General features: G+C 67.4%; 22 protein-coding genes. 18 read left to right on the top strand and 4 right to left on the bottom strand.

The annotated features are described in order from the left end of the window. Nucleotides 1–21 precede the first annotated feature (21 nt). On the top strand, nt 22–639 hold the full coding sequence (locus AC1DW0_RS26340; protein ID WP_056197727.1) for an FMN-binding negative transcriptional regulator: 618 nt from the start codon (nt 22–24) through the stop codon (nt 637–639). Here AC1DW0_RS26340 and AC1DW0_RS26335 read toward each other — a convergent pair. Together AC1DW0_RS26335 and AC1DW0_RS26330 are read right to left on the bottom strand one after the other, a co-directional pair. Continuing rightward, nucleotides 636–1,451 carry a DUF72 domain-containing protein gene (locus tag AC1DW0_RS26335; protein WP_457447330.1) on the bottom strand — a complete coding sequence of 272 codons (816 nt, stop codon included), beginning with the start codon at nt 1,449–1,451 and terminating at the stop codon, nt 636–638. The genes AC1DW0_RS26340 and AC1DW0_RS26335 overlap by 4 nt on opposite strands. Nucleotides 1,452–1,520: 69 nt before the next feature. Continuing rightward, nucleotides 1,521–3,197 (bottom strand): electron transfer flavoprotein-ubiquinone oxidoreductase, encoded by a 1,677-nt coding sequence (locus tag AC1DW0_RS26330; RefSeq protein ID WP_457355273.1) that lies wholly within the window; start codon nt 3,195–3,197, stop codon nt 1,521–1,523. Nucleotides 3,198–3,329: 132 nt separating this feature from the next. On the opposite strand from AC1DW0_RS26330, the gene AC1DW0_RS26325 reads away from it, so the two are divergent. From AC1DW0_RS26325 to AC1DW0_RS26315, 3 genes are read left to right on the top strand one after another with little or no spacing between them, the layout of a single operon-like run. Further along, nucleotides 3,330–4,112, top strand: a complete 783-nt coding sequence (locus tag AC1DW0_RS26325) for an SDR family oxidoreductase (protein WP_056197721.1) — start codon at nt 3,330–3,332, stop codon at nt 4,110–4,112. Further along, nucleotides 4,112–4,735, top strand: coding sequence for a YceH family protein (locus AC1DW0_RS26320; protein WP_477948937.1), 624 nt, complete (start codon nt 4,112–4,114; stop codon nt 4,733–4,735). The genes AC1DW0_RS26325 and AC1DW0_RS26320 overlap by 1 nt, the downstream gene beginning before the upstream one ends. After that, a complete protein-coding gene (locus AC1DW0_RS26315) occupies nt 4,732–5,151 on the top strand; it encodes an acyl-CoA thioesterase (RefSeq protein WP_477948935.1) in 420 nt (139 codons plus the stop codon). Before AC1DW0_RS26320 ends, AC1DW0_RS26315 begins: the two co-directional genes overlap by 4 nt. On the opposite strand, the gene AC1DW0_RS26310 is transcribed toward AC1DW0_RS26315, so the two are convergent. Then, complete coding sequence (locus AC1DW0_RS26310) at nt 5,144–7,846, bottom strand: TonB-dependent receptor (RefSeq protein ID WP_477948933.1); 2,703 nt, start codon at nt 7,844–7,846, stop codon at nt 5,144–5,146. The genes AC1DW0_RS26315 and AC1DW0_RS26310 overlap by 8 nt on opposite strands. Nucleotides 7,847–8,013: 167 nt before the next feature. Between AC1DW0_RS26310 and AC1DW0_RS26305 the strand changes: the two genes are divergently transcribed. The 14 genes from AC1DW0_RS26305 (at nt 8,014) to AC1DW0_RS26240 (ending at nt 22,750) form a co-directional block, all read left to right on the top strand. Next, nucleotides 8,014–9,498 carry a cyanophycinase gene (locus tag AC1DW0_RS26305; RefSeq protein ID WP_457355266.1) on the top strand — a complete coding sequence of 495 codons (1,485 nt, stop codon included), beginning with the start codon at nt 8,014–8,016 and terminating at the stop codon, nt 9,496–9,498. A 124-nt stretch (nt 9,499–9,622) separates the two neighbouring features. Next, nucleotides 9,623–10,888, top strand: a complete 1,266-nt coding sequence (locus tag AC1DW0_RS26300; RefSeq protein ID WP_477948931.1) for a cyanophycinase — start codon at nt 9,623–9,625, stop codon at nt 10,886–10,888. Then, nucleotides 10,869–11,255, top strand: a complete 387-nt coding sequence (locus AC1DW0_RS26295) for a DUF3224 domain-containing protein (RefSeq protein ID WP_457325824.1) — start codon at nt 10,869–10,871, stop codon at nt 11,253–11,255. The genes AC1DW0_RS26300 and AC1DW0_RS26295 overlap by 20 nt, the downstream gene beginning before the upstream one ends. Nucleotides 11,256–11,287: 32 nt before the next feature. Beyond that, the gene (locus AC1DW0_RS26290; RefSeq protein WP_457355260.1) at nt 11,288–11,677 is read left to right on the top strand and encodes a hypothetical protein; all 390 of its coding nucleotides are present in this window, start codon (nt 11,288–11,290) and stop codon (nt 11,675–11,677) included. A 34-nt stretch (nt 11,678–11,711) separates the two neighbouring features. Next, a complete protein-coding gene (locus tag AC1DW0_RS26285) occupies nt 11,712–12,224 on the top strand; it encodes a YbaK/EbsC family protein (protein WP_477948929.1) in 513 nt (170 codons plus the stop codon). Next, complete coding sequence (locus AC1DW0_RS26280) at nt 12,221–12,448, top strand: DUF1289 domain-containing protein (protein WP_477948927.1); 228 nt, start codon at nt 12,221–12,223, stop codon at nt 12,446–12,448. The genes AC1DW0_RS26285 and AC1DW0_RS26280 overlap by 4 nt, the downstream gene beginning before the upstream one ends. Next, nucleotides 12,445–13,104 (top strand): DsbA family protein, encoded by a 660-nt coding sequence (locus AC1DW0_RS26275; RefSeq protein ID WP_477948925.1) that lies wholly within the window; start codon nt 12,445–12,447, stop codon nt 13,102–13,104. Before AC1DW0_RS26280 ends, AC1DW0_RS26275 begins: the two co-directional genes overlap by 4 nt. A gap of 263 nt (nt 13,105–13,367) precedes the next feature. Next, nucleotides 13,368–15,047, top strand: coding sequence for an MFS transporter (locus tag AC1DW0_RS26270; RefSeq protein ID WP_056197700.1), 1,680 nt, complete (start codon nt 13,368–13,370; stop codon nt 15,045–15,047). Nucleotides 15,048–15,164: 117 nt separating this feature from the next. Continuing rightward, nucleotides 15,165–16,217 carry a LacI family DNA-binding transcriptional regulator gene (locus AC1DW0_RS26265; protein WP_457355252.1) on the top strand — a complete coding sequence of 351 codons (1,053 nt, stop codon included), beginning with the start codon at nt 15,165–15,167 and terminating at the stop codon, nt 16,215–16,217. A gap of 254 nt (nt 16,218–16,471) precedes the next feature. Next, complete coding sequence (locus AC1DW0_RS26260) at nt 16,472–18,796, top strand: TonB-dependent receptor (protein ID WP_477948922.1); 2,325 nt, start codon at nt 16,472–16,474, stop codon at nt 18,794–18,796. A gap of 5 nt (nt 18,797–18,801) precedes the next feature. Further along, complete coding sequence (locus AC1DW0_RS26255; protein ID WP_477948920.1) at nt 18,802–19,683, top strand: PfkB family carbohydrate kinase; 882 nt, start codon at nt 18,802–18,804, stop codon at nt 19,681–19,683. Between the two features lies 1 nt (nt 19,684). Next, complete coding sequence (locus tag AC1DW0_RS26250; protein ID WP_477948918.1) at nt 19,685–20,998, top strand: MFS transporter; 1,314 nt, start codon at nt 19,685–19,687, stop codon at nt 20,996–20,998. Next, a complete protein-coding gene (gene gtfA, locus AC1DW0_RS26245) occupies nt 20,995–22,491 on the top strand; it encodes a sucrose phosphorylase (protein WP_477948916.1) in 1,497 nt (498 codons plus the stop codon). The genes AC1DW0_RS26250 and gtfA overlap by 4 nt, the downstream gene beginning before the upstream one ends. 55 nt (nt 22,492–22,546) lie before the next feature. Next, on the top strand, nt 22,547–22,750 hold the full coding sequence (locus AC1DW0_RS26240; RefSeq protein WP_477859059.1) for a hypothetical protein: 204 nt from the start codon (nt 22,547–22,549) through the stop codon (nt 22,748–22,750). Nucleotides 22,751–22,752: 2 nt separating this feature from the next. Here the strand turns inward: AC1DW0_RS26240 and AC1DW0_RS26235 are convergent, their stop codons facing one another. Further along, complete coding sequence (locus AC1DW0_RS26235) at nt 22,753–24,339, bottom strand: sensor histidine kinase (protein WP_457392940.1); 1,587 nt, start codon at nt 24,337–24,339, stop codon at nt 22,753–22,755. Nucleotides 24,340–24,459 lie beyond the last annotated feature (120 nt).

Below are 24,459 nucleotides of genomic sequence, written 5' to 3'. Positions count from 1 at the left end.
CCTCGTTTTGCTGGAGCCACCGTGTACCTGCCCGCCCATTTCAAGTCTGCCGACCTCGACCATGCATTGCGCCTGATCGCCGAGCATCCGCTGGCCTTGCTGATCGGGCCGGATGCGCAGGGCGAGAGCTTCGGCAGTCATCTGCCGCTGGTCGTCGTGCCGCAGCAGGACGGCCTTGTGCTGGAAGGCCATATGGCACGCGCCAATCCGCACTGGGGTTGGCTGTCACAGCAGAAGAGCCTGCTGGCCGTCTTCAGCGGCCCGAGCGCCTACATCAGCCCGAGCCACTATGACGCGGTGCAGAACGTGCCGACCTGGAACTATGCGGCCCTGCATGCCTATGGCGACATCGAGTTGATCGACGGCCAGGTCGACAAGGATGGGCTGCTGAAGCGGCTGATCGGCCGCTTCGAGCCCGAGTACGCCGAGCAGTGGCGTGGCCTCAACGAGGACTACCAGCGCAAGCTGCTGGGTGCCATCGTCGGCTTTCGCATCCGCGTGACGCGCTGGGAACTCAAGCTCAAGATGAGCCAGAACCGCGCGGCGGTGGAACGCCAGCGCATTCGCGAGGCGCTCGCGGCCTCCGAGCGGGCCGAAGAACGCGCTACGGCTGAATGGATGACGCGATTGGAGGCCTAGACAGGGACCTCTTCGCCCAGCGCCCGGCGCAGCGCCATCGCGGCATGCGGCGCCCGCTCCTTGGCACCGCTGATGAAGTAGACGAAGACATCGCGCGGCGCCGTGCTCGCCGTGGGTGCGGGTTCGATGCGCGGCACGCCCTCGGGCTCGCCGCCCTCGCTCCAGATGCGCGCCGACCCGGCCAGTTGCGGGAAGACCTCGGGCTTGCAGCCCAGCGCCTCTTCCGAGTGCGTGCGCATGATGCGCGTGTAGACGAAGTCGCCCGTCGGCTCGGCAATCGGCGGGTAGTCGTCGGACTCGGTGAACACCGTCGCGGCCTTGTACTGGCGGGCCAGCGCGAGGTATTCGGGGCACTGGAAGCTGGCATGGCGCACGTCCAGTGCATGGCGCAGCTTCAGGCCATCGACTTGAGCAGGCAGCAGTTCCAGGAAGGCCGTCAGATCGCCAGCGTCGAAGCGGTGCGTCGGCGCCAACTGCCAGACGATGGGCCCGAGCTTGTCGCCGAGCTCGGCGATGCCGCTGTCGACGAAGCGCTTGATGGAGTCTGCCCCGTCGGCCAGCACGCGGCGCTGGGTCGCGAAGCGGATGGCCTTGAGCGAGAACATGAAGCCGGCGGGTGCCGTATCGCGCCACTTGGCGAAGGTGGCGGGCTTCTGCGCGCCGTAGTAGGTGCTGTTGATCTCGATGGCCGTGAGGCGTTGGCTCGCATATTCCAGCTCACGGGCCTGCGGCCAGCCCTTGGGATAGAAGTTGTCGCGCCAGGGCTCGAAGTTCCAGCCGCCGATACCGACCCTGATGGTTCCGTTGCTCACGCCGACTCCTGGCTGATGGCTGTATGAAAAAACAGTCTATCGGCCAGGGTGCTTGCATTGCAAGAGGGCTTACATGCCCGCGTAGTTCGGCCCGCCGCCGCCCTCGGGCGTGACCCAGACGATGTTCTGCGTCGGGTCCTTGATGTCGCAGGTCTTGCAGTGCACGCAGTTCTGCGCGTTGATCTGCAGCCGCTCGCCGCTGCCGCCCTCGTTGGGCACGAACTCGTAGACGCCCGCCGGGCAGTAGCGGCTTTCGGGGCCGGCGTATTTGGCGAGGTTGACCTGCACCGGCACCGAGTTGTTCTTCAGCGTCAGGTGGGCGGGCTGGTTTTCCTCGTGGTTGGTGTTGGAGATGAACACCGAGGAGAGGCGGTCGAAGGTCAGCTTGCCGTCGGGCTTGGGATAGGCGATCGGCTTGCACTCGGCCGCCGGGCGCAGGGACTCGTGGTCGCCCTTGTAGTTGTGCAGCGTCCAGGGCGGGTTCTTGATGCCGAGCTTGGGCAGCAACCACTGCTCGATGCCGGTCATCAACTGGCCGGTCGTCTTGCCCTTCTTGAACCAGAGCTTGAAGTTGCGCGTCTGCTGCAGTTCCTCGTTCAGCCAGCTCTTCTCGAAGGCTTCGGGGTACGCGGCGAGCTCGTCCTGGGCGCGGCCGGCGTCCAGCGCGGGTGCCAACGCCTCGGCGGCCAGCATGCCGCTCTTGATGGCTGCGTGGCTGCCCTTGATGCGCGCGGCATTCAGGTAGCCGGCATCGCAGCCGATCAGGCAGCCGCCCGGGAACACCGTCTTGGGCAGGGCCTGCGGCGTGCCGTTGTTGATGGCGCGGGCGCCATAGCCGATGCGCTTGCCGCCTTCGATGTGGGCGCGGATGGCCGGATGGGCCTTCCAGCGCTGCATCTCTTCAAACGGGCTCATGAAGGGGTTGTCGTAGTCCAGGCCGATGACGAAGCCCAGCGTGACCTTGTTGTTTTCCAGGTGGTAGAGGAAGCCGCCGCCGAAGGTGTCGCCCTCCATCGGCCAGCCGGCCGTGTGCACGACCTTGCCGGGTTGGGCCTTGTCCGCCGGAACCTCCCACAGCTCCTTCACGCCGATGGCGTAGGTCTGCGTGTCCTTGCCTTCGGTCAACTTGAACTTCTCAAGCAGTTGCTTGCCCAGATGGCCGCGCGCGCCTTCGGCAAACACCGTGTACTTGCCGAGCAGTTCCATGCCGAGCTGGAAGTGGTCGGTCGGCTCGCCGTCCTTGCCCAGGCCCATATTGCCGGTGGCCACGCCCTTCACACGGCCCTGTTCGTCGTACAGCACCTCGGCGGCGGCGAAGCCCGGGAAGATCTCGATGCCCAGGCCTTCCGCCTGCTGCGCCATCCACTTGACGACGTCGGACAGGCTGATGACGTAGCAGCCGTGGTTGTGGAAATTGCGAGGCACGAGCCAGTCGGGCGTGCGCTGGCTGCCCGTCTCGGACAGAAACAGCACGTCGTCGCCGGACACGGCCTGGTTCAGCGGCGCGCCGAGTTCCTTCCAGTTCGGGAACAGCTCCTCCATCGCACGCGGGTCCATCACGGCGCCCGACAGGATGTGGGCGCCAGGCTCAGAGCCCTTCTCCAGCACGACGATGTTGGCATCGGGCTTGAGCTGCTTCAGGCGGATGGCCGTAGCCAGGCCGGCCGGGCCGCCACCGACGATGACCACGTCGTATTCCATGGACTCGCGGGGGCCGAACTGGGCGAGGATCTCTTCGGACGTCATGCAGGTTCTCCGTCAGCTTTTGAATTGCGCGCGATTCTAGAGAGGCTGGATTGCGAATCGAACGATCGTGCTTTTTTAGGTTGGGCGGTCTAGACCGGTAGGATGGACGCAACCCACTCGGAAGGCAGTCCCATGAGTTACTCCATCAATCTCGAAGGCCGCGTGGCCTTGATCACCGGTGCGTCCAGCGGCCTGGGCGCGCAATTCGCCAGGACCCTGTCCCAGGCCGGTGCCTGCGTCGTGCTGGCGGGCCGGCGAGTCGAGCGGCTGAAGGACCTGCGCGCCGAAATCGAGGGCAATGGCGGTGACGCCCATGTGGTGCAGCTGGACGTGACCGACGTGGCCAGCATCAAGAGCGCGGTGGCCCACGCCGAGACCGAAGTCGGCACGCTGGACATCCTGATCAACAACTCCGGCGTGTCCACGACGCAGCGCCTCACCGACGTCACCGAGAACGACTACGACTACGTGATGGACACCAACACGCGCGGCGCCTTTTTCGTCGCGCAGGAGGTGGGCAAGCGCATGCTGGCCCGCGCGCGCGGCTCGGCGCCGGGCACCTTCATCGGTGGGCGCATCGTCAACGTCGCGTCCATGGCCGGCCTGCGTGTGCTGGGCCAGATTGGCGTCTATGCGATGAGCAAGGCCGCGGTCATCCACATGACGCGAGCGATGGCGCTGGAGTGGGGCCGCTACGGCATCAACGTGAACGCCATCTGCCCGGGCTATATCGACACCGAGATCAACCACCACCACTGGGGCACCGAGCAGGGCAAGAAGCTGGTCGACATGCTGCCCAGGAAGCGCGTCGGCCAGCCGAAGGATCTGGATACGTCACTGCTGATGTTGTGCGCCACCGAAAGCCATTTCATCAACGGTGCAGTGATCCAGGCTGACGACGGCTTCGGAGTTTGATGTTGAAGCGAGACCTGACCCCGCTGGAGGCCCGCGTCCTTGCCGTTCTCGTCGAGAAGGAAAGCACCGTACCGGACAGCTATCCGCTGTCGGCCAATGCATTGACCTCGGGCTGCAACCAGAAAACGGCGCGTGACCCGGTCATGGACGTCAGCGAAGCCGAGGTGCTGGCCACCGTGGAGGAACTGAAGGCCTTGCACCTGGTCACGACGGTCAGCGGCAGCCGCGTCGTGCGCTACGAGCACAACTTTGCGCGCGGCATGGGCGTGCCCGGCGCCGCGATGGCGCTGCTGACCCAGCTGATGCTGCGCGGCCCGCAGACGGCGGCCGAACTGCGCCAGAACACCGAGAGGCTGCACCGCTTTGCCGATGTGTCGTCGGTGGAGGGCTTTCTGGAGGAGCTGGCCGAGCGCGAGCAGCCTATGGCCGTCAAGCTGCCCAAGGCGCCCGGCGCCCGCGAGGCGCGCTGGGCGCATCTGCTGTGCGGGCCGGTGGCGTCGTTCGAGCAGGCCGCGGCGGTGGGTCAACCTCGCGATGAAGAGGTTGCCTTGTTGCGCGCCGAGGTCGCCGCGCTGCGCAGCCTCGTCAACCGCATCGCCGCTGACCTCGGCATCACGCCGTGAGGTATCTCGTCCCGGTCGACAAGAAGCTCACCTATGAGGTGCGCATTCCCATGCGCTGGGGCGACATGGATGCGATGGGCCACATCAACAACACGCTGTATTTCCGCTACCTGGAGATCGCGCGTGTGGACTGGCTGACGCAGATCGGCGCCGCGCCCAATCCGGGCGGGCAGGGGCCGGTCATCGTCAACGCCTTCTGCAACTTCTATCGCCAGCTTAAATGCCCGGGTGAGGTGCTGGCCAGGCACTACGTCAGCGACGCGGGCCGTACCAGCTTCGAGACCTGGATCACGCTGGAGCGCGCCGACGAACCCGGCGTCATCTGCGCCGAGGGTGGCGCGACTACGCTGTGGTTCGACGCCCAGACCGACAAGGCCATCGCCCTGCCGGACTGGGTGCGCGCACTCGTCACCTGAAGGCGTACTTCAAGCTGGCGTAGATGTAGCGCCCGCGCGGGTCGGTGTAGCTCGGGTCGTAGCCGGACAGGAAGAACCAGGCCTGCTGCGAGAACGGCGGCGCCTTGTTGAGCATGTTCTGCACGCCGACGCGCAGGGTGGTCGACTTGCTGGCCTCCCAGCCGGCCGACATATTCCACAGCGAATAGGCCGACACCTTGCGGTCGGGCTTGCCGATGATGTGCTGGTCGTTGTAGCCCTGCAGATAGCTGTTGGACAACGTCATAGACACGGGGCCAGTTTCCCAATCCAGGCTGACCGTGTGGCGCCAGCGCTGCACGACACCGTCGTTGATGAAAACACCGAGGTTGCTGACGAAGGGGTCGCCGTCGCCGGTCTGCTGCTGCGACTTCAGCGTCAGCGTGCCGTTGATGCGCAGGCCGAACTGCCCGAAGCCGGTCTTCAGGCCGCTCAGGTTCACACCGAGGTCCAGCCCGGAGATGCGCTGCTTGCCGCGGTTCTCCTTGAAGAGGTCGATGGCCTCGATGGCGTCGTCTTCATCGCGGTGGACCAGGCTGCCGTACTTGGCCAGGTTGCCCAGGATGACGTCCACGCCCAGCGTGCTGATCAGGTTGGTCTTCTCGATGTTCCAGTAGTCGGCATTGAGGCTGACACCGCGCCGGGGTTCGAAGACGATGCCCAGCGAATACTGGCGCGATTTCTCGGGCTTGAGCTTGGCATTGCTGAAGTTCAGCGTGACCCAGATGTCCGAGCAGTCGGTGGGCGTGTTGCTCGGGTCGGCGGCCAGGCAGACCGGGTCGACCAGCGTGGCCGACGAGCCTTCGGTGACGGGGCGGTACAGGTCCGACAGGCTGGGCGCGCGGAAGCCCTTGCCGATGGAGGCGCGCAGCAGCAGCTCCGGCATCGGCACGTACTTCAGGCCGATCTTCGGGCTGGCCGCACCGCCACTGACCTGGTATTTCTCATAGCGCAGCGCGGCCGACAGCTCCAGCTGCTTGGTGATGGGCGCGCTGAGCTCGCCGAACACGGCGCCGACCTTGCGCGACTTGCCGAAGTCGGAGTCGGGGCCTTGCGTGGTCTCGCCGAGGATGAGGTCCTGCTTGAGCGCGTCGGACTGGTGGTAGTTCTGCTTCTCGCGCCGGTACTCGCCGCCGATGGCCACGGCCAGGTCGCCGCCCGCCAGCTTCGTCAGCGCCTTGGAGGCCTTGAAGTCCAGGCTGTCCATGTTGCCGGTGGCGTGGCGCACCTCGCCGCGGATCTGCGACTTCTCATACAGGGCCAGGCCGGCAGCGCTGGACGGGCCAAAGGGGTTCAGCGTGCCGTTCGCGAAGCCGTCCAGGATCATCTGCTCGTTCAGATAGCCCTGGAAGTCCCGGTCAGAGACCTTGCTGGTGCTGTGGTTCAGCGCCCATTCATAGTCCCAGCCGCTCACCAGGCCGGTCATGCCGGCCACGACGCGCTGGGTGGTCGACACCAGCTCGCTGGTGCGCAGGCCGGCTTCGGACAGGCGGGTGCGCACGGTGATGATGCGTTCCTCGTCGTCGGCGTCCAGGCTGTTCAGCGCGCTGCCTGCAAAGGCCGGCACGCGCGACACGTCCATGTCGGCGTCCACGCGGTTGGGCGTGCCGGTGTAGAGGGTGCGCGCCCTTGCCAGCGACACCTCGGCAAAGGCCTGGTGGCCGCCGCCGAGGTTGAAGATGCCGCGGCCGAAGATGCTGCTTTTCTTCGACTTCGGATACAGCTCGATATCGCGCATGTAGTCAAAGGTGCAACCGTCCGCGCCACCAATGCCGTCAGGCAGGTAGAGGCTGGCGGGCGGGTTGCAGCCCGCGGCGGCGGCCGGGTTGACGGTCTTGGAGTCGATGACCGTGCTGCCGTTGCTGCTGTAGCCCTCGCCGATCAGCGTGTCGCGCTGGTAGTTGGACAGCCGGATATTGCCGGGGAAGCTCGCGCTGGACAGCAGGTCTGGCAGCCGGCCCGGGATGTCCAGGTCCTTGATGAACTGGCGCTTGGAGGCGTTCAGGCTGCTGGTCTTCTGCACGTCCAGTACACCGAAGACATTGAAGCCGTCGCGACCGAAGTCGCCGAAGCCACCGGCCACGGTCGCCGAGCGCTTGGCCGCGCCGTGGCCTTCGGTGGTGCTGCCGGCCAATGCGTTGATTTCGATGCCGGAGAAGTCCTTGCGGGTGATGAAGTTGATGACGCCGCCGATGGCGTCCGAGCCGTACAGCGACGAGGCGCCGTCGAGCAGGATCTCGACGCGCTGGATGGCGGCGGCCGGGATGCTGTTCAGGTCCACGCCGGCCGCGTCGCCGGGCGAAGCGAAGTTGGCCACGCGCCGGCCGTTCAGCAGCACAAGGGTGGACGACACGCCCAGGCCGCGCAGGTTGGCGGCGTTGAAGCCCATCTGGTCGCGAAAGCCCCCATAGGCCACGCTGCCGCCGTCGGTCAGGTTGTTGGCGCTGGCGCTGATGCGGGCGATCAGCTCGGCGGCCGTCGTCACGCCGGCCTTGTCGATTTCGCCCCGCGTGATGACCTGCACCGGCAGCGCCGTCTCGCCTTCGATGCGCTTGATCGCCGTGCCGGTGATCTCGACGCGCTCCAGCGTCGACTGGGCCTGGGCAGCGCAGCTCAGCGCAAGCAGGGCCGCTGCAGCAGCAGTGACGGCAATGCGGGAAGGGCAGGGGGTTTTCATGGGCGACTCTCCGTGGTTCGGGCGAGTCTAGGCACGGCGGCGCTAGCTGCCGGGCTCCAAGCCGGCGATTCGTCTCGTGCGCGCCACGCCCTCGTCGTTCGAATTAGGGGCGAACGGTCATCGGCGCTCTGTCATCATGCGCGGTCTGACCAAGGAGGGGTGTGGGCATGAGGGCATGGATCTGGGCCGGTGTGGCGGCAATGGCGGCAGCCATGGGCGTACAGGCGGCTCCGCCGGCGACGGCACCGGCGGCGAGCGCGCCGCAAGGCTTCAGGCTGCTGCGTCCGTCGGCGCCGGCCTCGGCATCGGCACCACGCGCTGCGGCACCGGCGCCCGCCAAGGCCGCGTCGGCCGTTCAAGCCGGTCCGGCACAGGCCTCCGGGGCGCTGCAGCCACTGCCCGAGTCCGAGCCCGCCATCCGCGGCTATGCCGTGCCGATTGGCGGCGCGCTGAAGGCCGACAACGAAGAGGTCTGGCAACGCATCGTTCAACTGGCCGGCGGCAAGGGCGCGCGCTTCGTCGTTTTCGGCACAGCCAGTGAGGATCCCGAGGCCAGCGCCAAGCAGATCGTGGATCTGCTGCAGCGCCGAGGCGCCGTGGCCGAGGCCTTGCCGGTGGCGCCCAAGTTCCTGTGGGTGGACCTGAGCAAGGTCGTGCGCGACCCGGCCCTGATCGCCAAGGTCAAGGCCGCCAAGGGCATTTTCTTCACGGGCGGCGTGCAGGAGCGCATCGTCGATGTGCTGCAGCCCGGTGGCCAGAGCACGCCCATGCTGGAGGCGATCTGGGACGTCTACCGCAAGGGCGGCGTCATCGCCGGCACTTCCGCCGGTGCGGCCATCATGAGCACCGTGATGTTCCGTGACCCGCCCAGCAACATCAACATCCTCAAGGGCCGCTTTTCGGATGGCAAGCAGATCGATCGCGGGCTGGGCTTCGTCGGCCCTCATCTGTTCGTCGACCAGCATTTCCTCAAGCGCGGCCGCTTCGGCCGCATGATCCCGCTGATGATGGCCAAGGGCTACAAGCTCGGCCTGGGCGTGGACGAGAACACCGCCGCCATCATCCGCGGTGACGAGATCGAGGTCATCGGCGACCGCGGCTGCCTGGTCGTGGACCTGACCGAGGCCAAGAGCGATCCCTCGCTGGGCGCTTTCAACGTGCAGGGCGCTCGCCTGTCCTACCTCGAGCACGGCGACCGCTACCACCTGCGCGCGCGCTCGGCGACGCCGTCGGCGCCCAAGCTGCGCGGCGAGTTGCACGACGCCGAGTCGCCCAACTTCAAGCCGAGCTACATCGACGATGTCTTCCACCTCGACATGATGGGCGACTCGACCATCTCCAACGCGATGACACGCCTCATCGACAGCGTGCGCAAGGAGGTCAAGGGTCTGGCCTTCGACGTGCTGCCGCGCACCAACGACCCGCTGGCCGAGCTCGGCTTCCTGTTCCGCCTCTACAAGGGCTCGGACTCGCTGGGTTGGAGCACCGAGGAATTCGGCGGCGAACAGTTCACGGTCACCAACCTCTACCTCGACATCAGCCCCGTGCGCCTGCCGATGCCGCTGTATGGCGGCTGGTCGGGGCCGCCCAAGCCTGCGGCCAGCCTGCCCGCCACGAGCGTTCCCGCAGCGTCGGCGCCCTCGGGCCAGTGAATCGGCAGCCGGCAGCAGCGCTTGGTCACAAGCGTTGCTTTTCCTCGGGCCTGACCCGCTGTCGGATTGCGCGGGAGCCTGCCAAGATGTCGGGCTCGTGAACTGCGCCTGCCCGGCACCCATCTTGCACAGCCACTCCCCCGTCGGCACCGTCATCGTCATTGGTGGCGCGCTCAAAGCTGACAGCGACGCCGTCTGGCAGCGCATCGTCGACGAGGCCGGGGGCGCCGGTGCGTCCATCGCCGTCTTTCCGACCGCGGCCTATGAGCCGGAGCGCGTCGCGGCCCAGATCGCCGCTGCGCTGGAGCGCTGCGGCGCGCACGCCGAGATCATTCCCGTCGCCCCCAATCTCGAAGAGGGAGATCTGCAGGGAACGCTGCACGATACGGCCCTGATCGCCCGCGTCGCTGCCTGCCGCGCCGTCTTCTTCTCCGGTGGCGCCCAGGAGCTCATCGTCGACACGCTGCAGCCGGGCGGCGAGCCAACGGCGATGTTGACGGCCATCCGACAGGTCTTCGAGCGTGGCGGCGTCATCGCTGGCACCAGTGCCGGTGCCGCGGTCATGAGCCGCATGATGTTCCGCGATGCGATGGACAGCCTGGCCGTTCTCAAGGGCCAGTGGCGGCCGGGCCTGGAATACGACCGGGGCCTGGCCTTCCTCGGCCCCGACCTGCTGATTGACCAGCATTTCCTCAAGCGCGGCCGCATCGGCCGCATGCTGCCGGCCCTGCAGTCCCTGGGCTGCCGCCTGGGCCTCGGTGTGGACGAGAACGCGGCCGTCGTCATCAAGGGCGGGCAACTTGAGGTCATCGGCGGCAGCGGTGCCGTCCTCGTCGATCTTGGCGACGCGACGCGCGACGCCGCGCTGCCGGCCTTCAACCTGCAGGGCGTGCGCCTGTCCTATCTCGACCATGGCGACTGCCACGACCTGGCCAGCGGCGAGACGACGCCGGCGCCGCACAAGCAGCGCGAGCCCCGCATCGACCCTGGCGCCCCGGACTTCAAGCCGCGCCTGCAGTCCGACCGGTTCTTCCTCGACATCCTCGGCGACGGCTGCATCCTCGGCGCGCTGACGCAGCTGCTGGACGGCCCCGAGCCCGAGGTGGGCGGCCTCGCTTACCGCGCCCGTCCGCACGCCGACGATCCGGCGCCCGACGTGGGCTTCGAGTTCCGGCTGCGCCGTGCCCCTGGCTTCGTAGGCTGGCGCAGTGCCGTCCGCGGCGGCGGCGAGGACTACACGGTGCTGCAGGCCCGACTGGATGTCATCCCCGTGCGGGTCGCCAAGCCACTGTTCACACCCCTCGCCGCCGAGGGGCAGCCCGTGGTCGAATCGGCGTTGGCGAGCCGGCCCGGCTCGAAGGAGAGTGGTGATGGCGACGGTCAGCGGTGAGTTCACGGTGGGGATGACGGCCCAGGCTGCCGAGGCGGCAAGTCCGGCCCTCGGCCGGATGGTGCTGGACAAGCAATATCGCGGCGCCCTCGAGGCCCGTGGCGCCGGCCAGATGCTGGCCACGCACGGCAGCATCGCCGGCTCGGCGGCCTATGTGGCGCTGGAGACCGTGACCGGCAGCTTGGAAGGCCGCGAGGGTAGCTTCGCCCTCGTGCATCACGGCCTGATGGAGCGCGGCACGCCCAGCCTCGCCATCACCGTTGTGCCAGACTCCGGGACCGGCGCACTGGCCGGCCTGGCGGGCCGCATGAACATCCGCGTTGAAGGCCACCAGCATTTCTACGATTTCGATTTCACGCTGCCTTAAGCTTGAAACCTGGCCTGAAGCAAGGAGACACCATGAAGAAGATCCTGCCCCTCATCACGCTGCTGCTGATTGCTGGCGCCGCCCAGGCTACCGACGTCGGTGTGTCCATCCAGGTCGGCCAGCCCGGCTTCTACGGCCGCATCGACATCGGCCAGACGGCGCCGCCGCCCGTCGTGCTGCGCGAGCCCGTCTGGGTACAGCGGCGGCCGGTGCATGTCGAGCCCGTTTATATGCGCATCCCGCCCGGCCACCAGAAGCACTGGGACAAGCACTGCGCCAAGTACAACGCCTGCGGCATGCCGGTCTACTTCGTCCGCGAGGACTGGTACCAGGAGCGCTACGAGCGGCGGGGCGACGATAACGACCAGGGCAAAGGCCATGGCAAGGGCCATGGCAAGCACAAGGGCAAGGACCGCGACTGACGTGGCGGGCGCCGGCCGCGACACAATTGCGGCCATGGCTGATACCGATCTCCGCGATACCCGACCCGAAGGCTTCCTGCGCGTCAGCGCCGCGCTCACCGCCCTGGCCCATCCCCACCGGCCGCTGTGGCTGGACGTTGCGGCCCGCACCGCCCAGGAGGCCGCCGACGCCCTGGGCGTGACCCTGGGCCAGATCGCCAAGTCCGTCGTCTTCCGGCGCAAGGCCGATGACGCGGCCGTTCTCGTCATCACCTCGGGCGACAGGCGTGTCGACGAGGCCAAGCTCAAGCCCCACACGGGCGCTCTGGGCCGCGCCGACGCCGACTTCGTCAAGGCGCGCACCGGCTTCTCCATCGGTGGCGTGTCACCGGCCGGCTTCGCACCCAGTGATGGCGCGGCACCCCCTCAACTCTTCATCGACCGCGAGCTGTTCCGCTTCGACATCATCTGGGCCGCGGCCGGGCATCCGAATGGCGTGTTCAAGCTGACGCCCAGCGAGCTGGAGAAGCTGACGGGCGCGCCCGTCATCGACGTCGTCCAAGCATGAAACCTGCGGTCATTTCGCCCTGCGTCAACGTCTGCCAGATGGATGCAGCCAGCGGTTGGTGTCGCGGCTGCGGGCGCAGCATCAATGAGATTGCCGGCTGGGGCGGAGCGCCCGAGACCGTGCAGCGCCACATCCTCGACCAGTTGCCCGAGAGGCGCGTCGAAATGCATCGCCACGGCCTTTGGCTGGGGCCCTGGCCCCACAGCGAGGAACAGGATCGATGAAGCGGCTCACCTTCTATTTCGACCCCATCTCGCCCTACGCGGCCCTGGGCTTCGAGGCCCTGCCCGAAGCGCTGGCGGGCCACAGCGTCGAGGTCGTCTACCGGCCTATCCTGTTTGCGGCCCTGCTGCAGGCCCTGGGCCAGAAGGGCCCGGCCGAGATCGAGGCCAAGCGGCGCTGGACCTTCCGCCAGGTGGCCTGGCTGGCGCACGCCCAGGGCGTCGTGCTGGACCCGCCGGCTCAGCATCCCTTCAACCCCTTGCCCCTGCTGCGCCTGGCCTGGGCCTGTGCGGCGCCGCAAGGCCAGCCGGGCGACACGCCGGGGCGCTGGGTCGTCGAGCAGCTGTTTCATCACGTCTGGCGTGGCGCCGGTGCCGACGCCAGTGACGCCGCCCGCATCGCCGCGCTGGCCGAACGCCTTGCGCCCGCGCAGGATCCGGCCGGCGAGGCCGTCAAGCAGCGTCTGCGCAGCGAGACCGAGGCGGCACTGGCTCTGGGCGTCTTCGGCGTGCCGACTGTCGAGTTCGAAGGCCGGCTGTTCTGGGGCCAGGATGCGCTGCCGATGCTGCGCGCAGCGCTGCAGGACGACCCCTGGTTTCGCAGCGGCACTTGGGAATCAGCGGCCCAGGCCCGGCCCGGCATCACCCGGAAACACTGAGCGCGGACCAAGAACAAGCCCTGCGGCTTGTTCGACGCCTCGCGAAGGACTGCCGGCATGCAGGCCGGCAGACATGATTCAAAACGTCTCAGGATTTACCCGCGAGGGTCATCTGATCTCGCATTGAGAAATGCTGACTGCGGGTTCCTGCGGAGTTTGTCAGCCTCGATTCAGACTGGCGTCAGAACACGGTCAGAGGCGGTGTGAATAGTCGCGGTGAGGGAAGCCTGTGGGGCGGCCCGACAACTGACGGAGACATATCAATGGCAACTGCGACTTCGACGGCCGCGACGCCGATGACCAAAGAGGAGAAGAAGGTCATCTTCGCCTCCTCGCTGGGCACGGTGTTCGAGTGGTACGACTTCTACCTTTACGGCTCGCTGGCGGCCGTCATCGCCAAGCAGTTCTTTGCCGGCCTGGATCCGAGCGCGGCCTTCATCGCCTCGCTGATGGCCTTTGCCGCCGGCTTCATCGTGCGCCCCTTCGGCGCGCTGGTGTTCGGCCGCCTCGGCGACATGATCGGCCGCAAGTACACCTTCCTGGTCACCATCCTGATCATGGGCCTGTCGACCTTCATCGTCGGCGTGCTGCCCACCTACGCGACCATCGGCGCCGCGGCGCCGGTCATCCTGGTCGGCCTGCGTCTGCTGCAGGGCCTGGCCCTCGGCGGTGAGTACGGCGGTGCCGCCACCTACGTGGCCGAGCATGCCCCTCACGGCAAGCGTGGCGCCTACACCTCGTGGATCCAGACGACGGCGACGCTGGGCTTGTTCCTGTCGCTGATGGTCATCCTCGGCGTGAAGAACTCGATGTCGGACAAGGACTTCGGCGAATGGGGCTGGCGCATTCCCTTCATCGTGTCGATCCTGCTGCTGGGCGTTTCGGTGTGGATTCGCCTGTCGATGAACGAATCGCCCGCCTTCCAGAAGATGAAGGCGGAGGGCAAGACCTCCAAGGCGCCGCTGTCCGAATCCTTCGGCCAGTGGAAGAACCTGAAGATCGTGCTGCTGGCGCTCTTCGGCCTGGTGGCCGGCCAGGGCGTGGTCTGGTATTCGGGCCAGTTCTACGCGCTGTTCTTCCTGACGTCGGTGCTCAAGGTGGACCTCACCTCGGCCAACATCTGGATCGCCATCTCGCTGCTGCTGGGCACGCCCTTCTTCGTCATCTTCGGCACGCTGTCGGACAAGATCGGCCGCAAGCCCATCATCATGGCCGGCCTGCTGCTCGCCGCGCTGACCTACTTCCCGCTGTTCAAGGCCCTGACCGCTGCGGCCAACCCCGACCTCGCCAAGGCCCAGGAGACCGCCAAGGTCACGCTGACCACCAACATGGCCAGTTGCTCCTTCCAGGGCAGCCCGCTGGCACGCGAGGTGGACTTCACCAGCGCCTGCGACATTGCCAAGCGTGCTCTGGCCCAGTCGTCGGCCAGCTCCGAGACCATCGAGGCTCCCGCAGGTGCACCAACGGTCGTGAAGGTCGGCGAAAAGGAAATCGCCGTCCCGACCGCCACCAAGCTGACCGAGCACAAGTTCGACGAAGCCAGTACCAAGGCCATCGCCGGCTTCAAGAAGGAGCTGGGCGAAGCGATGAAGGCTGCCGGCTATCCGGCCAAGGCCGACATGGCCAAGGCCAATGTGCCGATGGTCATTGCCATCCTGTTCGTGCTGGTGCTGTACGTGACCATGGTCTACGGCCCGATCGCGGCCATGCTGGTGGAGATGTTCCCGACCCGCATCCGCTACACCTCGATGAGCCTGCCGTACCACATCGGCAACGGCTGGTTCGGCGGCATGCTGCCCTCCATCACCTTCGCGATGGTGGCGCAGAACGGCAACATCTATCACGGCCTCTGGTACCCCATCATCATCGCGGCGGCGACCTTCGTCATCGGCGTGCTGTTCGTGCGTGAGACCAAGGACGTGGACATCTACGCCCGCGACTGATCATGTTTTTCCCGGGGAGTTCCCGGGATGTCTACACGAGGCCGGCTTCATGCCGGCCTTTTTCGTTCTGGCTAGCCCTGCTTGTCGATGGCAGTCTGCCCTGCGACGATGCCGCTGATGCCCAAGTCCAAAGACCCTTCCGACAGCAGCGCTGGTGAGCAACGCCGGCTGCAGATGGTCGACATCGCCCGCCTGGCCGGCGTGTCGGTGTCCACGGTGTCTCGGGCCTTGAACGGCAGCGAGCTCGTCAATGCCGAGACGCGCCAGCGCGTCGCCGAACTGGCGCGCTCGCTGAACTACTCGATCAACTTCGGCGCGCGCAACCTGCGCCTGCAGGAGAACAAGACGGTGGCCGTCGTCGTGCCCTACGACGCCAAGTCCCGCCAGCACATCTCCGACCCCTTCTTCCTGTCCATCGTCGGCTCCATCGCCGACGCGCTGACCGACCGCGGCTACGACATGCTGCTGTCGCGCGTCGACGCCGAGCGGCTGGACCTGGCCTCGCACTGGTTCGACTCCGGCAAGGCCATTGGCGTCGTCCTCATCGGCCAATGGCGCCACCACGACCAGCTCAACGACATGGCCGCGCGCAAGCTCCCGCTGGTCGTCTGGGGTGGCGAGATGCCGCAGCAGCTCTACTGCAGCGTGGGTGGCGACAACGTGCTGGGCGGCACGCTGGCCGCGCGTCATCTGCTGCAACTGGGTCGACGCCGCATCGCCTTCGTGGGCGACGCCAATCTGCCCGAGGTCTGGCTGCGCCGCCAGGGCTACGCCCAGGCGCTGCGTGAGGCGGGCCTGGACGTCGACCCCGCGCTGGAGCTGGCCGCGCCCTTCGAGCCCGGCGTGGCGACCGAAGTGCTGCGCGAGTTCTGTTCTGCACAGCGTGGCTTCGACGGCGTCGTCTGCTGCAGCGACGTGCTGGCGCTGCTGACCATCCAGGCCTTGCGCGCCGCGGGCCGCAGCGTGCCGGGCGACGTGGCCGTCATCGGCTACGACGACATGCCGTTGGCCGCCTACTGTGACCCGCCGCTGACCACCGTCCACCAACCGGTGGCCGAAGCGGGTGCTGAGCTGGTGGAAGCACTGCTGGGCCAGCTGCGTGGCGAACGCGCCGGGCCGCGCACGATGCCGGTTTACCTGACGCTGCGCGAGAGCGCTCCCCACGCCTGACGGCAGCACCCTGACCGCGCGGCCCGCGCCGCCCGGTCAGCGCAGCTGTGGACCGGAGCGCGGCTGCCTATCGTTTTCATTCGGTCAAATATCAGTACCAATGATGTTTGTCGAATACGTGTTTCTACCGAAATGCAATCGATTGCAAAACAAACGGCGGCGACGCAGAATGGCGGCACGGATCGGCGCTCGACAGGGCGGCCAAGCCGCTTCGCCCCGCAGAGGGCGCTCAAACACCGACACCAGGAGACTCCATGCCCAGCCCCCATCCGACCGCCGCGCGGTCCAGCCGCCGCCCGTCTCTGCAACCGCTGTCCGCCGCCGTGGCCCTGGCGCTGTTGAGCGTGGCCGCGCAAGGCCAACAGGTCGCCGCTACCGCCGCTGAATCGGCCGACGGCCTCAAGCTCGACGCCGTCGTCGTCACCGGCACTTCGACGGCCAAGTCCAAGATGCGCTCCAGCGTGGCCATCTCGACCATCGAGAGCGAAGGCGTCGCGGCCGTCACCGCCGCCAGTGCCACGGACCTGCTCCGGGGCGTGCCCGGCATCCGCGCCGAGGCCAGCGGCGGTGAGTCCAACGCCAACGTCGCCGTGCGCGGCATCCCGGTCTCGGCCGGCGGCGCGCGCTACATCCAGTTCCAGGAAGACGGCTTGCCCGTGCTGCAGTTCGGCGACATCGCCTTCGCCACGCCCGACACCTGGATGCGCGCAGACGCCGGCTTCGAGCGCCTGGAGGTCGTGCGTGGCGGTTCGGCCGCGCTGTTGGCCACCGGCGCGCCCGGCGGCATCATCAACTTCATCGGCAAGACCGGCCTGGAGCCCGGTGGCAGCCTGCAGCTGACCAAGGGCCTGGACTTCGACCAGACCCGCGTCGACTTCGGCTACGGCGGTCGCCTGGCGGCCAAAACGCGCTTCTTCATCGGTGGCTTCTACCGCGTGGGCGACGGTGGCCGCAAAGGCGCCGACGGCACCGAGAACGGCGGTCAGGTGCGCGCCAACGTCACCTTCGAACTGGAGGGCAAGAGCTATGTGCGCTTCAGCCTCAAGCACCTGGACGACCACAGCCCGACCTTCATGCCTACGCCGGTGAAGTACGTGAACGGCAGCATCCAGGAGATTCCCGGCCTGGACCCGCGCCGCGCCGCCTTCTACGACGCCGCCTGGTCGCTGGACAGCACGCTGACCAACACTAACAGCCGCGCCACCAGCAACATCCGCGATGGCCTTTCGGCCAAGAGTGATGCCTTTGGCGCCGAGATGGACCTCGACGCTGGCGGGGGCTTCCGCCTGCAGAACAAGTTCTCGTGGAGCCGCAACTCGGGCCGCTTCATCGGCATCTTCCCGGGCGACGACGTGGCCGCCGCGCCGGCCGGCACGACGCTGGCCACCGGCCCCGATGCCGGTGCGGCCTACACGGGCAACAAGTTCACGGCCGTCGTCTTCAACACCAAGGTCGACAACGCCGGCCTGATGGCCAACGACCTGAAGTTCTCGCGTGACTTCGAACTCGGCGGTGCAGCCAAGCTCAGCGCCGTGGCGGGCCTCTACACCTCGGTGCAGCAGTTGGACCTGACGTGGAACTTCAACCAGTACTCGCTGTCGGCCAGCGGCGAGGGCGCCCGCGTGCTGAACGTGCCCGGCGTCGTCAACGGCTCGCCGGGTTTTGGTGGCTGCTGCAGCAACACGCAGGACAGCAAGTACACGACCAACGCGCCCTACGTGGTGCTCAACCTGGAGTCCGGCGCGCTGTCGGCCGACATCGGTGTGCGCCGCGACAACCAGAAGGCCAGCGGCGCCTACTACCAGTCCAACGCCGGCGTCAGCTACGACCTGACCAAGCCCAACGCCATTGATTACGACTTCGGCCGTACTTCGTATTCGCTCGGTGGCAACTACGCGCTGAGCAGGGACCTGTCCGTCTTCGCCCGCTATTCCGACGGCGCTGCCTACAACGCCGACCGCATCACCTTCTTCAACAACCCCAACCTCGTCAACGGCAAGAGCCCGACCATCCCGACCAACAAGGTCAAACAGGCGGAAGCCGGCGTGAAGATCCGCGGCGGTGGCATGAGCCTGTTCGCCACGCTCTTCCACGCCAAGACCGACGAGGTCAACGTCGACGTGACGACCAACCCCATCGTCGCCAAGGCCAACAGCTACCGCAGCAATGGCCTGGAGCTGGAAGGCTCGGCCCGTTTCGGCGTCGTCAGCGTGCTGGGCGGCCTGACTTACACCGACGCGAAGCAGGCCGACGGCCGGGCTCCGAAGCGCCAGGCCAAGGTCGTCTACCAGCTCACGCCCACGGTCAACCTGAACGATGCACTGAGCTTTGGCGTCAGCATCGTCGGCACGACCAAGAGCCTGGACGATGGCCCCACCGGTGCGCTGACGATCACGCTGCCGGCCTACACCGTCGTCAACGCATTCGCGAGCTATGCGCTCACCGACCGTGCGACGCTCTCGCTGGCGGCCAACAACCTCTTCAACGAGCTGGCCTACACCGAGAGCAACGACGGCCGCGGCGCCGCGCGCGCCTACACGGGCCGCACCGTGAAGGCCTCGCTGCGCTACAGCTTCTGAGCGCGATGAGTCCCATCCTGGTACTGGGCGAGGCCCTCGTGGACGAGTTCCACGACGGCCTGGTCGCCGGGGGCGCGCCCTTCAACGTGGCGCGCTCGCTGGCCGCGTTGGATGTGCCGCTGCGCTTCGTCAGTCGCGTCGGTGCCGATGATGCGGCGGGCCGCCTCGTGCTGGAAAGTGCAGCGCGCTACGGCCTCGCCATCGACGGCATCCAGCGCGATACGACCCGTGCGACTGGACGCGTCAGCGTGCATGAGGATGCGGGCGGCGGCCATCGCTTCGAGATCCATGTCGACGCGGCCTGGGACCACCTCGAAGCGCCGGCCGTGGGTGACGCCGGCATCGTCTACTTCGGCAGCCTGGCCCAGCGCCACGCCGTCTCGCGCGCAGCCATCCGCGCCACGGTCAAGCGCATGGCCGGCCCGCGTCTGCTGGATCTCAATCTGCGCCCCGGCACCGACACGCCCGAACTGGCCGCTGAAGTGTTGATACTGGCCGACTGGGTCAAGCTCAACGAGGACGAACTCGGCTGCCTGCTCACCTGGTTCGAGCCCACGCTGCCGGCGCTGATGGCCCGCTTTGCGCTGCAAGGCCTGGTGCTGACGCGCGGCGCCGCCGGCTACGTGCTGCACGGCGAGCACGGCCGCGTGCTGGCGACAGGCGAGGGCGTGGCCCAGCTGGCTTTCGTCGACAGCGTCGGCGCCGGCGACGGCTTCACGGCGGTGTTGCTGGCCGGGCTGGCGCTGGGTCGTGACCTGGGTGCGACCCTGCACCTGGCCAACCGTTACGCCGCGATGATCTGCGGCGTGCGCGGTCCGCTGCCGCCAGACCCGGCAGCGCTGGCCCCCTGGCGCGAGGCCTTGCACGCGCTGCCGGCCGAGGAATGAGATGAACAAGCCCCACCTGTCGCCGCATTTGTCGTTCACGCAGATCGTGAACATGAACATCGGCTTCCTCGGCATCCAGTTCAGCTTCGGCCTGCAGCAGGCCAACATGAGCCCGATCTACCAGATGCTGGGCGCTGACGGCAAGAGCCTGCCCTACCTCTGGCTGGCAGGCCCTATCACCGGCCTGCTGGTGCAGCCCGTCATTGGCGCCATGAGCGACCGCACGACCCACCGCCTGGGCCGGCGCACGCCTTATTTCCTCATCGGCGCGCTGATCTGCTCGCTGGGCCTGCTGGCCATGCCCTTCAGCCCTGCGCTGTGGTTCGCGGCCGGCCTGCTGTGGATCCTGGACGCCGCCAACAACGTGACGATGGAGCCCTACCGCGCCTACGTCAGCGACCGGCTTCGCGAAGAGCAGCACGCCAGCGGCTTTCTCACGCAGGCCTCGTTCACCGGCCTGGCGCAGACGCTGGCCTATCTGACGCCCAGCCTGCTGGTCTTCTTCGGCATGAACAAGGACGCTTTGGGCGCCAACGGTATCCCGGTCGTCACGACGCTGGCCTTCGTCATCGGCGCGCTGCTGTCGTTCACGACGGTGTGGTGGTCGGTGCGCCGGGTGCCGGAGCTGCCATTGCCGGCTGAAGAGATCGCCCGCCTGCGCGCGCTGCCCCATGGCCTGGGCGCGACGCTCACCGAGATCTGGGCCGCGCTGCGCGACATGCCAGCCACGATGCGGCGGCTGTGGTGGATGGCGCTGTTCCAGTGGTACGGAATGATGTGCTACTGGATCTACATCGTGCCGACGCTGGCCGCGACGGTCTTCGGCACGGACGACCCGCACAGCGCCGGCTTTCGCGACGCGGCCTTGCTCAACGGACAGGTCGGCGGCTTCTACAACGCCGTCGCCTTCGTCGCCGCCTTCGCGATGGTGCCGTTCACCAAACGCCTTGGCGCGAAATGGGTGCATGCCTTCGCACTCGCCTGTGCGGCCGCCGGCATGTGGGCGCTGCCCGGCATCCATGACAAGACCTGGCTCTTCCTGCCCATGGTCGGCATTGGCCTCGCCTGGGGTTCCATCATGGGCAACCCCTATGTGCTGCTGGCCGGCAGCATCCCGCCCGAGCGCGCCGGTGTCTACATGGGCATCTTCAACATGTTCATCGTCATCCCCATGCTGATACAAGCGGTGACGCTGCCCCTGTTCTACGACGGCCTGCTGGGCGGCCGACCCGAGAACGTCATTCGCCTGGCCGGCGTGCTGCTGGCGCTCGCTGCGCTGTGCGTGCTGGCAGTCAAGAGTCCCAAGTCCTCATGAAGAACCAAGTCCAGCTCATCACCTATGTCGACCGCCTCGGCGGCCAGCGCGACGGCGCCGACCTGGCACGGTTGCACAAGCTGCTTTGTGAGCCGGGCTCGCCGCTGCACGGCGTGTTCGGTGGCGTGCACCTGCTGCCGTTCTTCCATGCCATCGATGGTGCCGATGCTGGCTTCGACCCCATCGACCACACGCAGGTGGACCCGCGCCTGGGCAACTGGGATGACATCAAGGCGCTGACCGAGGATCTGGACGTGATGGCCGACGTCATCGTCAACCACATGTCCAGCGAGTCGCCGCAGTTCCTCGACTACGCCGAGAAGGGCGAGGTCTCGGCCTACGCGCGCCTGTTCCTGACGCTGGATTCGGTGTTCCCGAACGGCGCCACCGAGTGCGACCTGCTGGCCGTCTACCGCCCGCGGCCTGGCCTGCCGTTGACACCCGTGACGTTCAAGAACGGCGAGCGCCGCATCCTGTGGACGACTTTTACCGCTGCGCAGGTGGACATCGCCGTGCGCCACCCCCAGGGGCGCGCCTACCTCGCTGGCATCCTGCGCACCTTTGCCAGCAACGGCATTCGCATGGTGCGGCTGGATGCCGTCGGCTACGCCATCAAGAAGGCCGGCGGAAGCTGCTTCATGATGGCCGAGACCTTCGACTTCATCGCCGAGTTCGCGGGCGAAGCGAGGGCGCTGGGCATCGAGGTGCTCGTCGAGATCCACGCCTATCACCAGCGCCAGATCGAGATCGCTGCCAGGGTCGACTGGGTCTACGACTTCGCGCTGCCGCCACTGGTGCTGCACGCCTTCAACTTCCACACCGCCGCCGCGCTGAAGCGCTGGATCGACATCCGCCCGACCAACGCGCTGACCGTGCTCGACACCCACGACGGCATCGGCATCATCGACATCGGTGCCGACGCGAGCGACCGCGCGGCCCACCCCGGCCTCGTGCCGCCCGCGGAGCTGGACGCGCTGGTGGAGCGCATCCACGCGGCCAGCGGCGGCGAAAGTCGGCGCGCCACCGGGGCCGCGGCCAGCAATCTCGACCTCTACCAGGTCAACTGCAGCTTCTTCGACGCGATGGGCCGCAACGAGACGGCCTATCTGCTGGCCCGTGCCATCCAGTTCTTCCTGCCCGGCGTGCCGCAGGTCTACTACGTCGGCCTGCTGGCCGGCCACAACGACATGGCCCTGCTGGCACGCACGCAGGTCGGCCGCGACATCAACCGCCATCACTACAGCGAAGGTGAGATCGCGCGCGACTGCGAACGCCCCGTGGTGCGCCGGCTCATCGAGTTGATCAGGCTGCGCAACCAGCACCCGGCGTTCTGCGGCGAGTTCCGCGTCGAGCCCAGTGGCGACGACGAGTTGCACCTGCGCTGGCAGCAGCACGGCGAGTGGGCGGCGCTGCGCGTCAACTTCCGCGACCTCACCCACGCGTTGAGCTACAGCGGCGAGGGCGGTCGCCGGGAGACCTTCGCCTTCAGTTGAGCGTCAGCCTCGGTCGCCAGAATGCGCCGCAGTACAAACCTGTGGAGACCCGAGCATGTGGAAGTTGATCGTCGGCTTCATCGCCTTTGCCGCGCTGGCGCTTTTCATCCTGACCAAGAGCGGCGGCAACATCGACCTGAGCGGTGAGAAGCATGACGTGACGGGTGGACACGAGCCTGCAGCTTCTGCAGCGGCTTCGGCCGCCGTTGCCGCTGCGGCCGAAGCGGCGTCCGCCCCGGCTTCTGGCGCGTCGCAGTAAGCCTATGCCGGCTCGCCGCTGGCTCGTTGCGGTGCGTTGAGCGGCAGCCGCATCAGCATCTGCGTGCCCTCGCCCGGCGAGGAGCGCACCTCGATCTGGCCGCCCAGCACATTGGTCACGATGCTGTGCACGATGTGCATGCCCAGACCCGAGCCGCCGGTGCCCAGCTTGGTGGTGAAGAAGGGGTCGAAGATGCGCCGCCGTACGGACTCGTCCATGCCGCGGCCATCGTCCGTCACGCTGAGCTCGACCTGCTCTTCGTCCAGCGCCGCGCAATAGACCTTGACGTGCCCCTGTGCCGCGCTGTCGAAGCCGTGCAGCAGCGCGTTCATCAGCAGATTGGTCAGCACCTGGCCGAGCGCGCCGGGATAGCTGTTCATCACCAGGCCATGGCAGAGCTCGGTGTCGATGACGAAGGGCGTGTGCTTGAAGCTGGGCTCGACCATGACGAGCACGTCCTCGACGACCTTGGCCAGGTCGAAGTCGCGCCTGAGGTCGGCCGTCTGGTCGATTGCCACCTGCTTGAAGTCGCGCACCAGGTCGGCGGCCTTCTGCACGTTGCGCTGCAGGATGTCCTGGCCGCGCCGCGTGTCGCGCGCCAGTTCCTCCAGCGTGCTGCGGCGCATCTGCACGCTGCCCGACAGCATGGCCTCGAGCTGCTTGTAGCGGTCGTCCAGGGCCGACACCACGGTCAGTGCATTGCCCAGCGGCGTGTTCAGCTCATGGGCAACGCCCGCCACCAGGCGGCCTAGCGAGGCGAGCTTCTCCGACTCGACCAGCTCGCGCTGCGCCTTCTGCAGCGTTTCCAGCGCCTCGGACAGTTCGGCATTGCTGGTCGTCAGCTCGGCAGTGCGCTGGGCGACGGTTTCTTCCAGGTTCACGTTGTGCTGGCGCAGCGCCTCGAAGGCCGACAGCAGGGCCTGGCGCATGCGCTCCATCGCCACGCCCACGCGTGCGATCTCGTCGGCGCCGGCCACACGCAAAGGCTGGTCCAGCCGCCCGGCCGCCAGCGCCTCGGCTGAGCCGGTCAGCTCGGTCATGGGCCGCATCACATAGCGCTGCAGCACCCACAGCATCAGTGCCAGCGACAGCGTCAGCGTCAGCATGCTGCGCCAGACCGTGCGCCAGACCTCGGCCTGCTTGGCCTGCAGCAGCGGCGCGGCGCTCATGCGAACGGTCAGCTTGGCGATCTCGCGGCCGTCGCGCTGGATGGGCCGGGTCTGGCTCAGCACCAGATCGCTGTCGCCCTGCTCGCCAGCGCGCTGCTGCGACAGGAAGGGGGCCGATGACGCCGGCTCGACGACCTGCACCGACACGAAGCGTGGATCGTCCATCTGCGCCTTGACCATGGGGTCAGCCAGGTCCGGCGAGACCTGCCAGACCGGCTCGGCCAGCGACAGGGCCATCACCTCGGTGGCGCGCGACAGGTCGCGCTTCAAGTCCTCCATCGCGGTGGCGCGGGTCTTCTGGCCGTCATAGAGCAACACGGCCGTTGTCGGCAGCAGCAGCCCCAGCAGCAGGGCCAGCACGACAGCGAAGGTCAGGGAACTGCGCTGCCAACCGTATGCAGGTGCTGGCGTGCGGGGCAAGGCGATAGGCGGCAAGGGGCTTTCCGGCATGGGCGGCGCGGAGACGGGCGCTGGCAGCGCGAACACGGCACCGAGGCGGCCAGAGTGTAGGCCCGGCAAAAGCGGTGCAAATGCGCATTC

This window comes from Roseateles sp. P4_D2 (assembly GCF_056401875.1).
The sequence above is the reverse complement of the archived record's forward strand: the minus strand, read 5'-3'. Positions and strand labels throughout refer to the sequence as shown.

Bases quoted from the DNA above. Each gene is read 5' to 3' on its own strand.
- AC1DW0_RS26330 (WP_457355273.1), bottom strand. From the start codon at position 3,197: ATGACGTCCGAAGAGATCCTCGCCCAGTTCGGCCCCCGCGAGTCCATG.
- AC1DW0_RS26325 (WP_056197721.1), top strand. From the start codon at position 3,330: ATGAGTTACTCCATCAATCTCGAAGGCCGCGTGGCCTTGATCACCGGT.
- AC1DW0_RS26320 (WP_477948937.1), top strand. From the start codon at position 4,112: ATGTTGAAGCGAGACCTGACCCCGCTGGAGGCCCGCGTCCTTGCCGTT.
- AC1DW0_RS26310 (WP_477948933.1), bottom strand. From the start codon at position 7,846: ATGAAAACCCCCTGCCCTTCCCGCATTGCCGTCACTGCTGCTGCAGCG.
- AC1DW0_RS26305 (WP_457355266.1), top strand. From the start codon at position 8,014: ATGAGGGCATGGATCTGGGCCGGTGTGGCGGCAATGGCGGCAGCCATG.
- AC1DW0_RS26295 (WP_457325824.1), top strand. From the start codon at position 10,869: ATGGCGACGGTCAGCGGTGAGTTCACGGTGGGGATGACGGCCCAGGCT.
- AC1DW0_RS26290 (WP_457355260.1), top strand. From the start codon at position 11,288: ATGAAGAAGATCCTGCCCCTCATCACGCTGCTGCTGATTGCTGGCGCC.
- AC1DW0_RS26285 (WP_477948929.1), top strand. From the start codon at position 11,712: ATGGCTGATACCGATCTCCGCGATACCCGACCCGAAGGCTTCCTGCGC.
- AC1DW0_RS26280 (WP_477948927.1), top strand. From the start codon at position 12,221: ATGAAACCTGCGGTCATTTCGCCCTGCGTCAACGTCTGCCAGATGGAT.
- AC1DW0_RS26275 (WP_477948925.1), top strand. From the start codon at position 12,445: ATGAAGCGGCTCACCTTCTATTTCGACCCCATCTCGCCCTACGCGGCC.
- AC1DW0_RS26270 (WP_056197700.1), top strand. From the start codon at position 13,368: ATGGCAACTGCGACTTCGACGGCCGCGACGCCGATGACCAAAGAGGAG.
- AC1DW0_RS26265 (WP_457355252.1), top strand. From the start codon at position 15,165: ATGCCCAAGTCCAAAGACCCTTCCGACAGCAGCGCTGGTGAGCAACGC.
- AC1DW0_RS26260 (WP_477948922.1), top strand. From the start codon at position 16,472: ATGCCCAGCCCCCATCCGACCGCCGCGCGGTCCAGCCGCCGCCCGTCT.
- AC1DW0_RS26255 (WP_477948920.1), top strand. From the start codon at position 18,802: ATGAGTCCCATCCTGGTACTGGGCGAGGCCCTCGTGGACGAGTTCCAC.
- AC1DW0_RS26250 (WP_477948918.1), top strand. From the start codon at position 19,685: ATGAACAAGCCCCACCTGTCGCCGCATTTGTCGTTCACGCAGATCGTG.
- gtfA (WP_477948916.1), top strand. From the start codon at position 20,995: ATGAAGAACCAAGTCCAGCTCATCACCTATGTCGACCGCCTCGGCGGC.
- AC1DW0_RS26240 (WP_477859059.1), top strand. From the start codon at position 22,547: ATGTGGAAGTTGATCGTCGGCTTCATCGCCTTTGCCGCGCTGGCGCTT.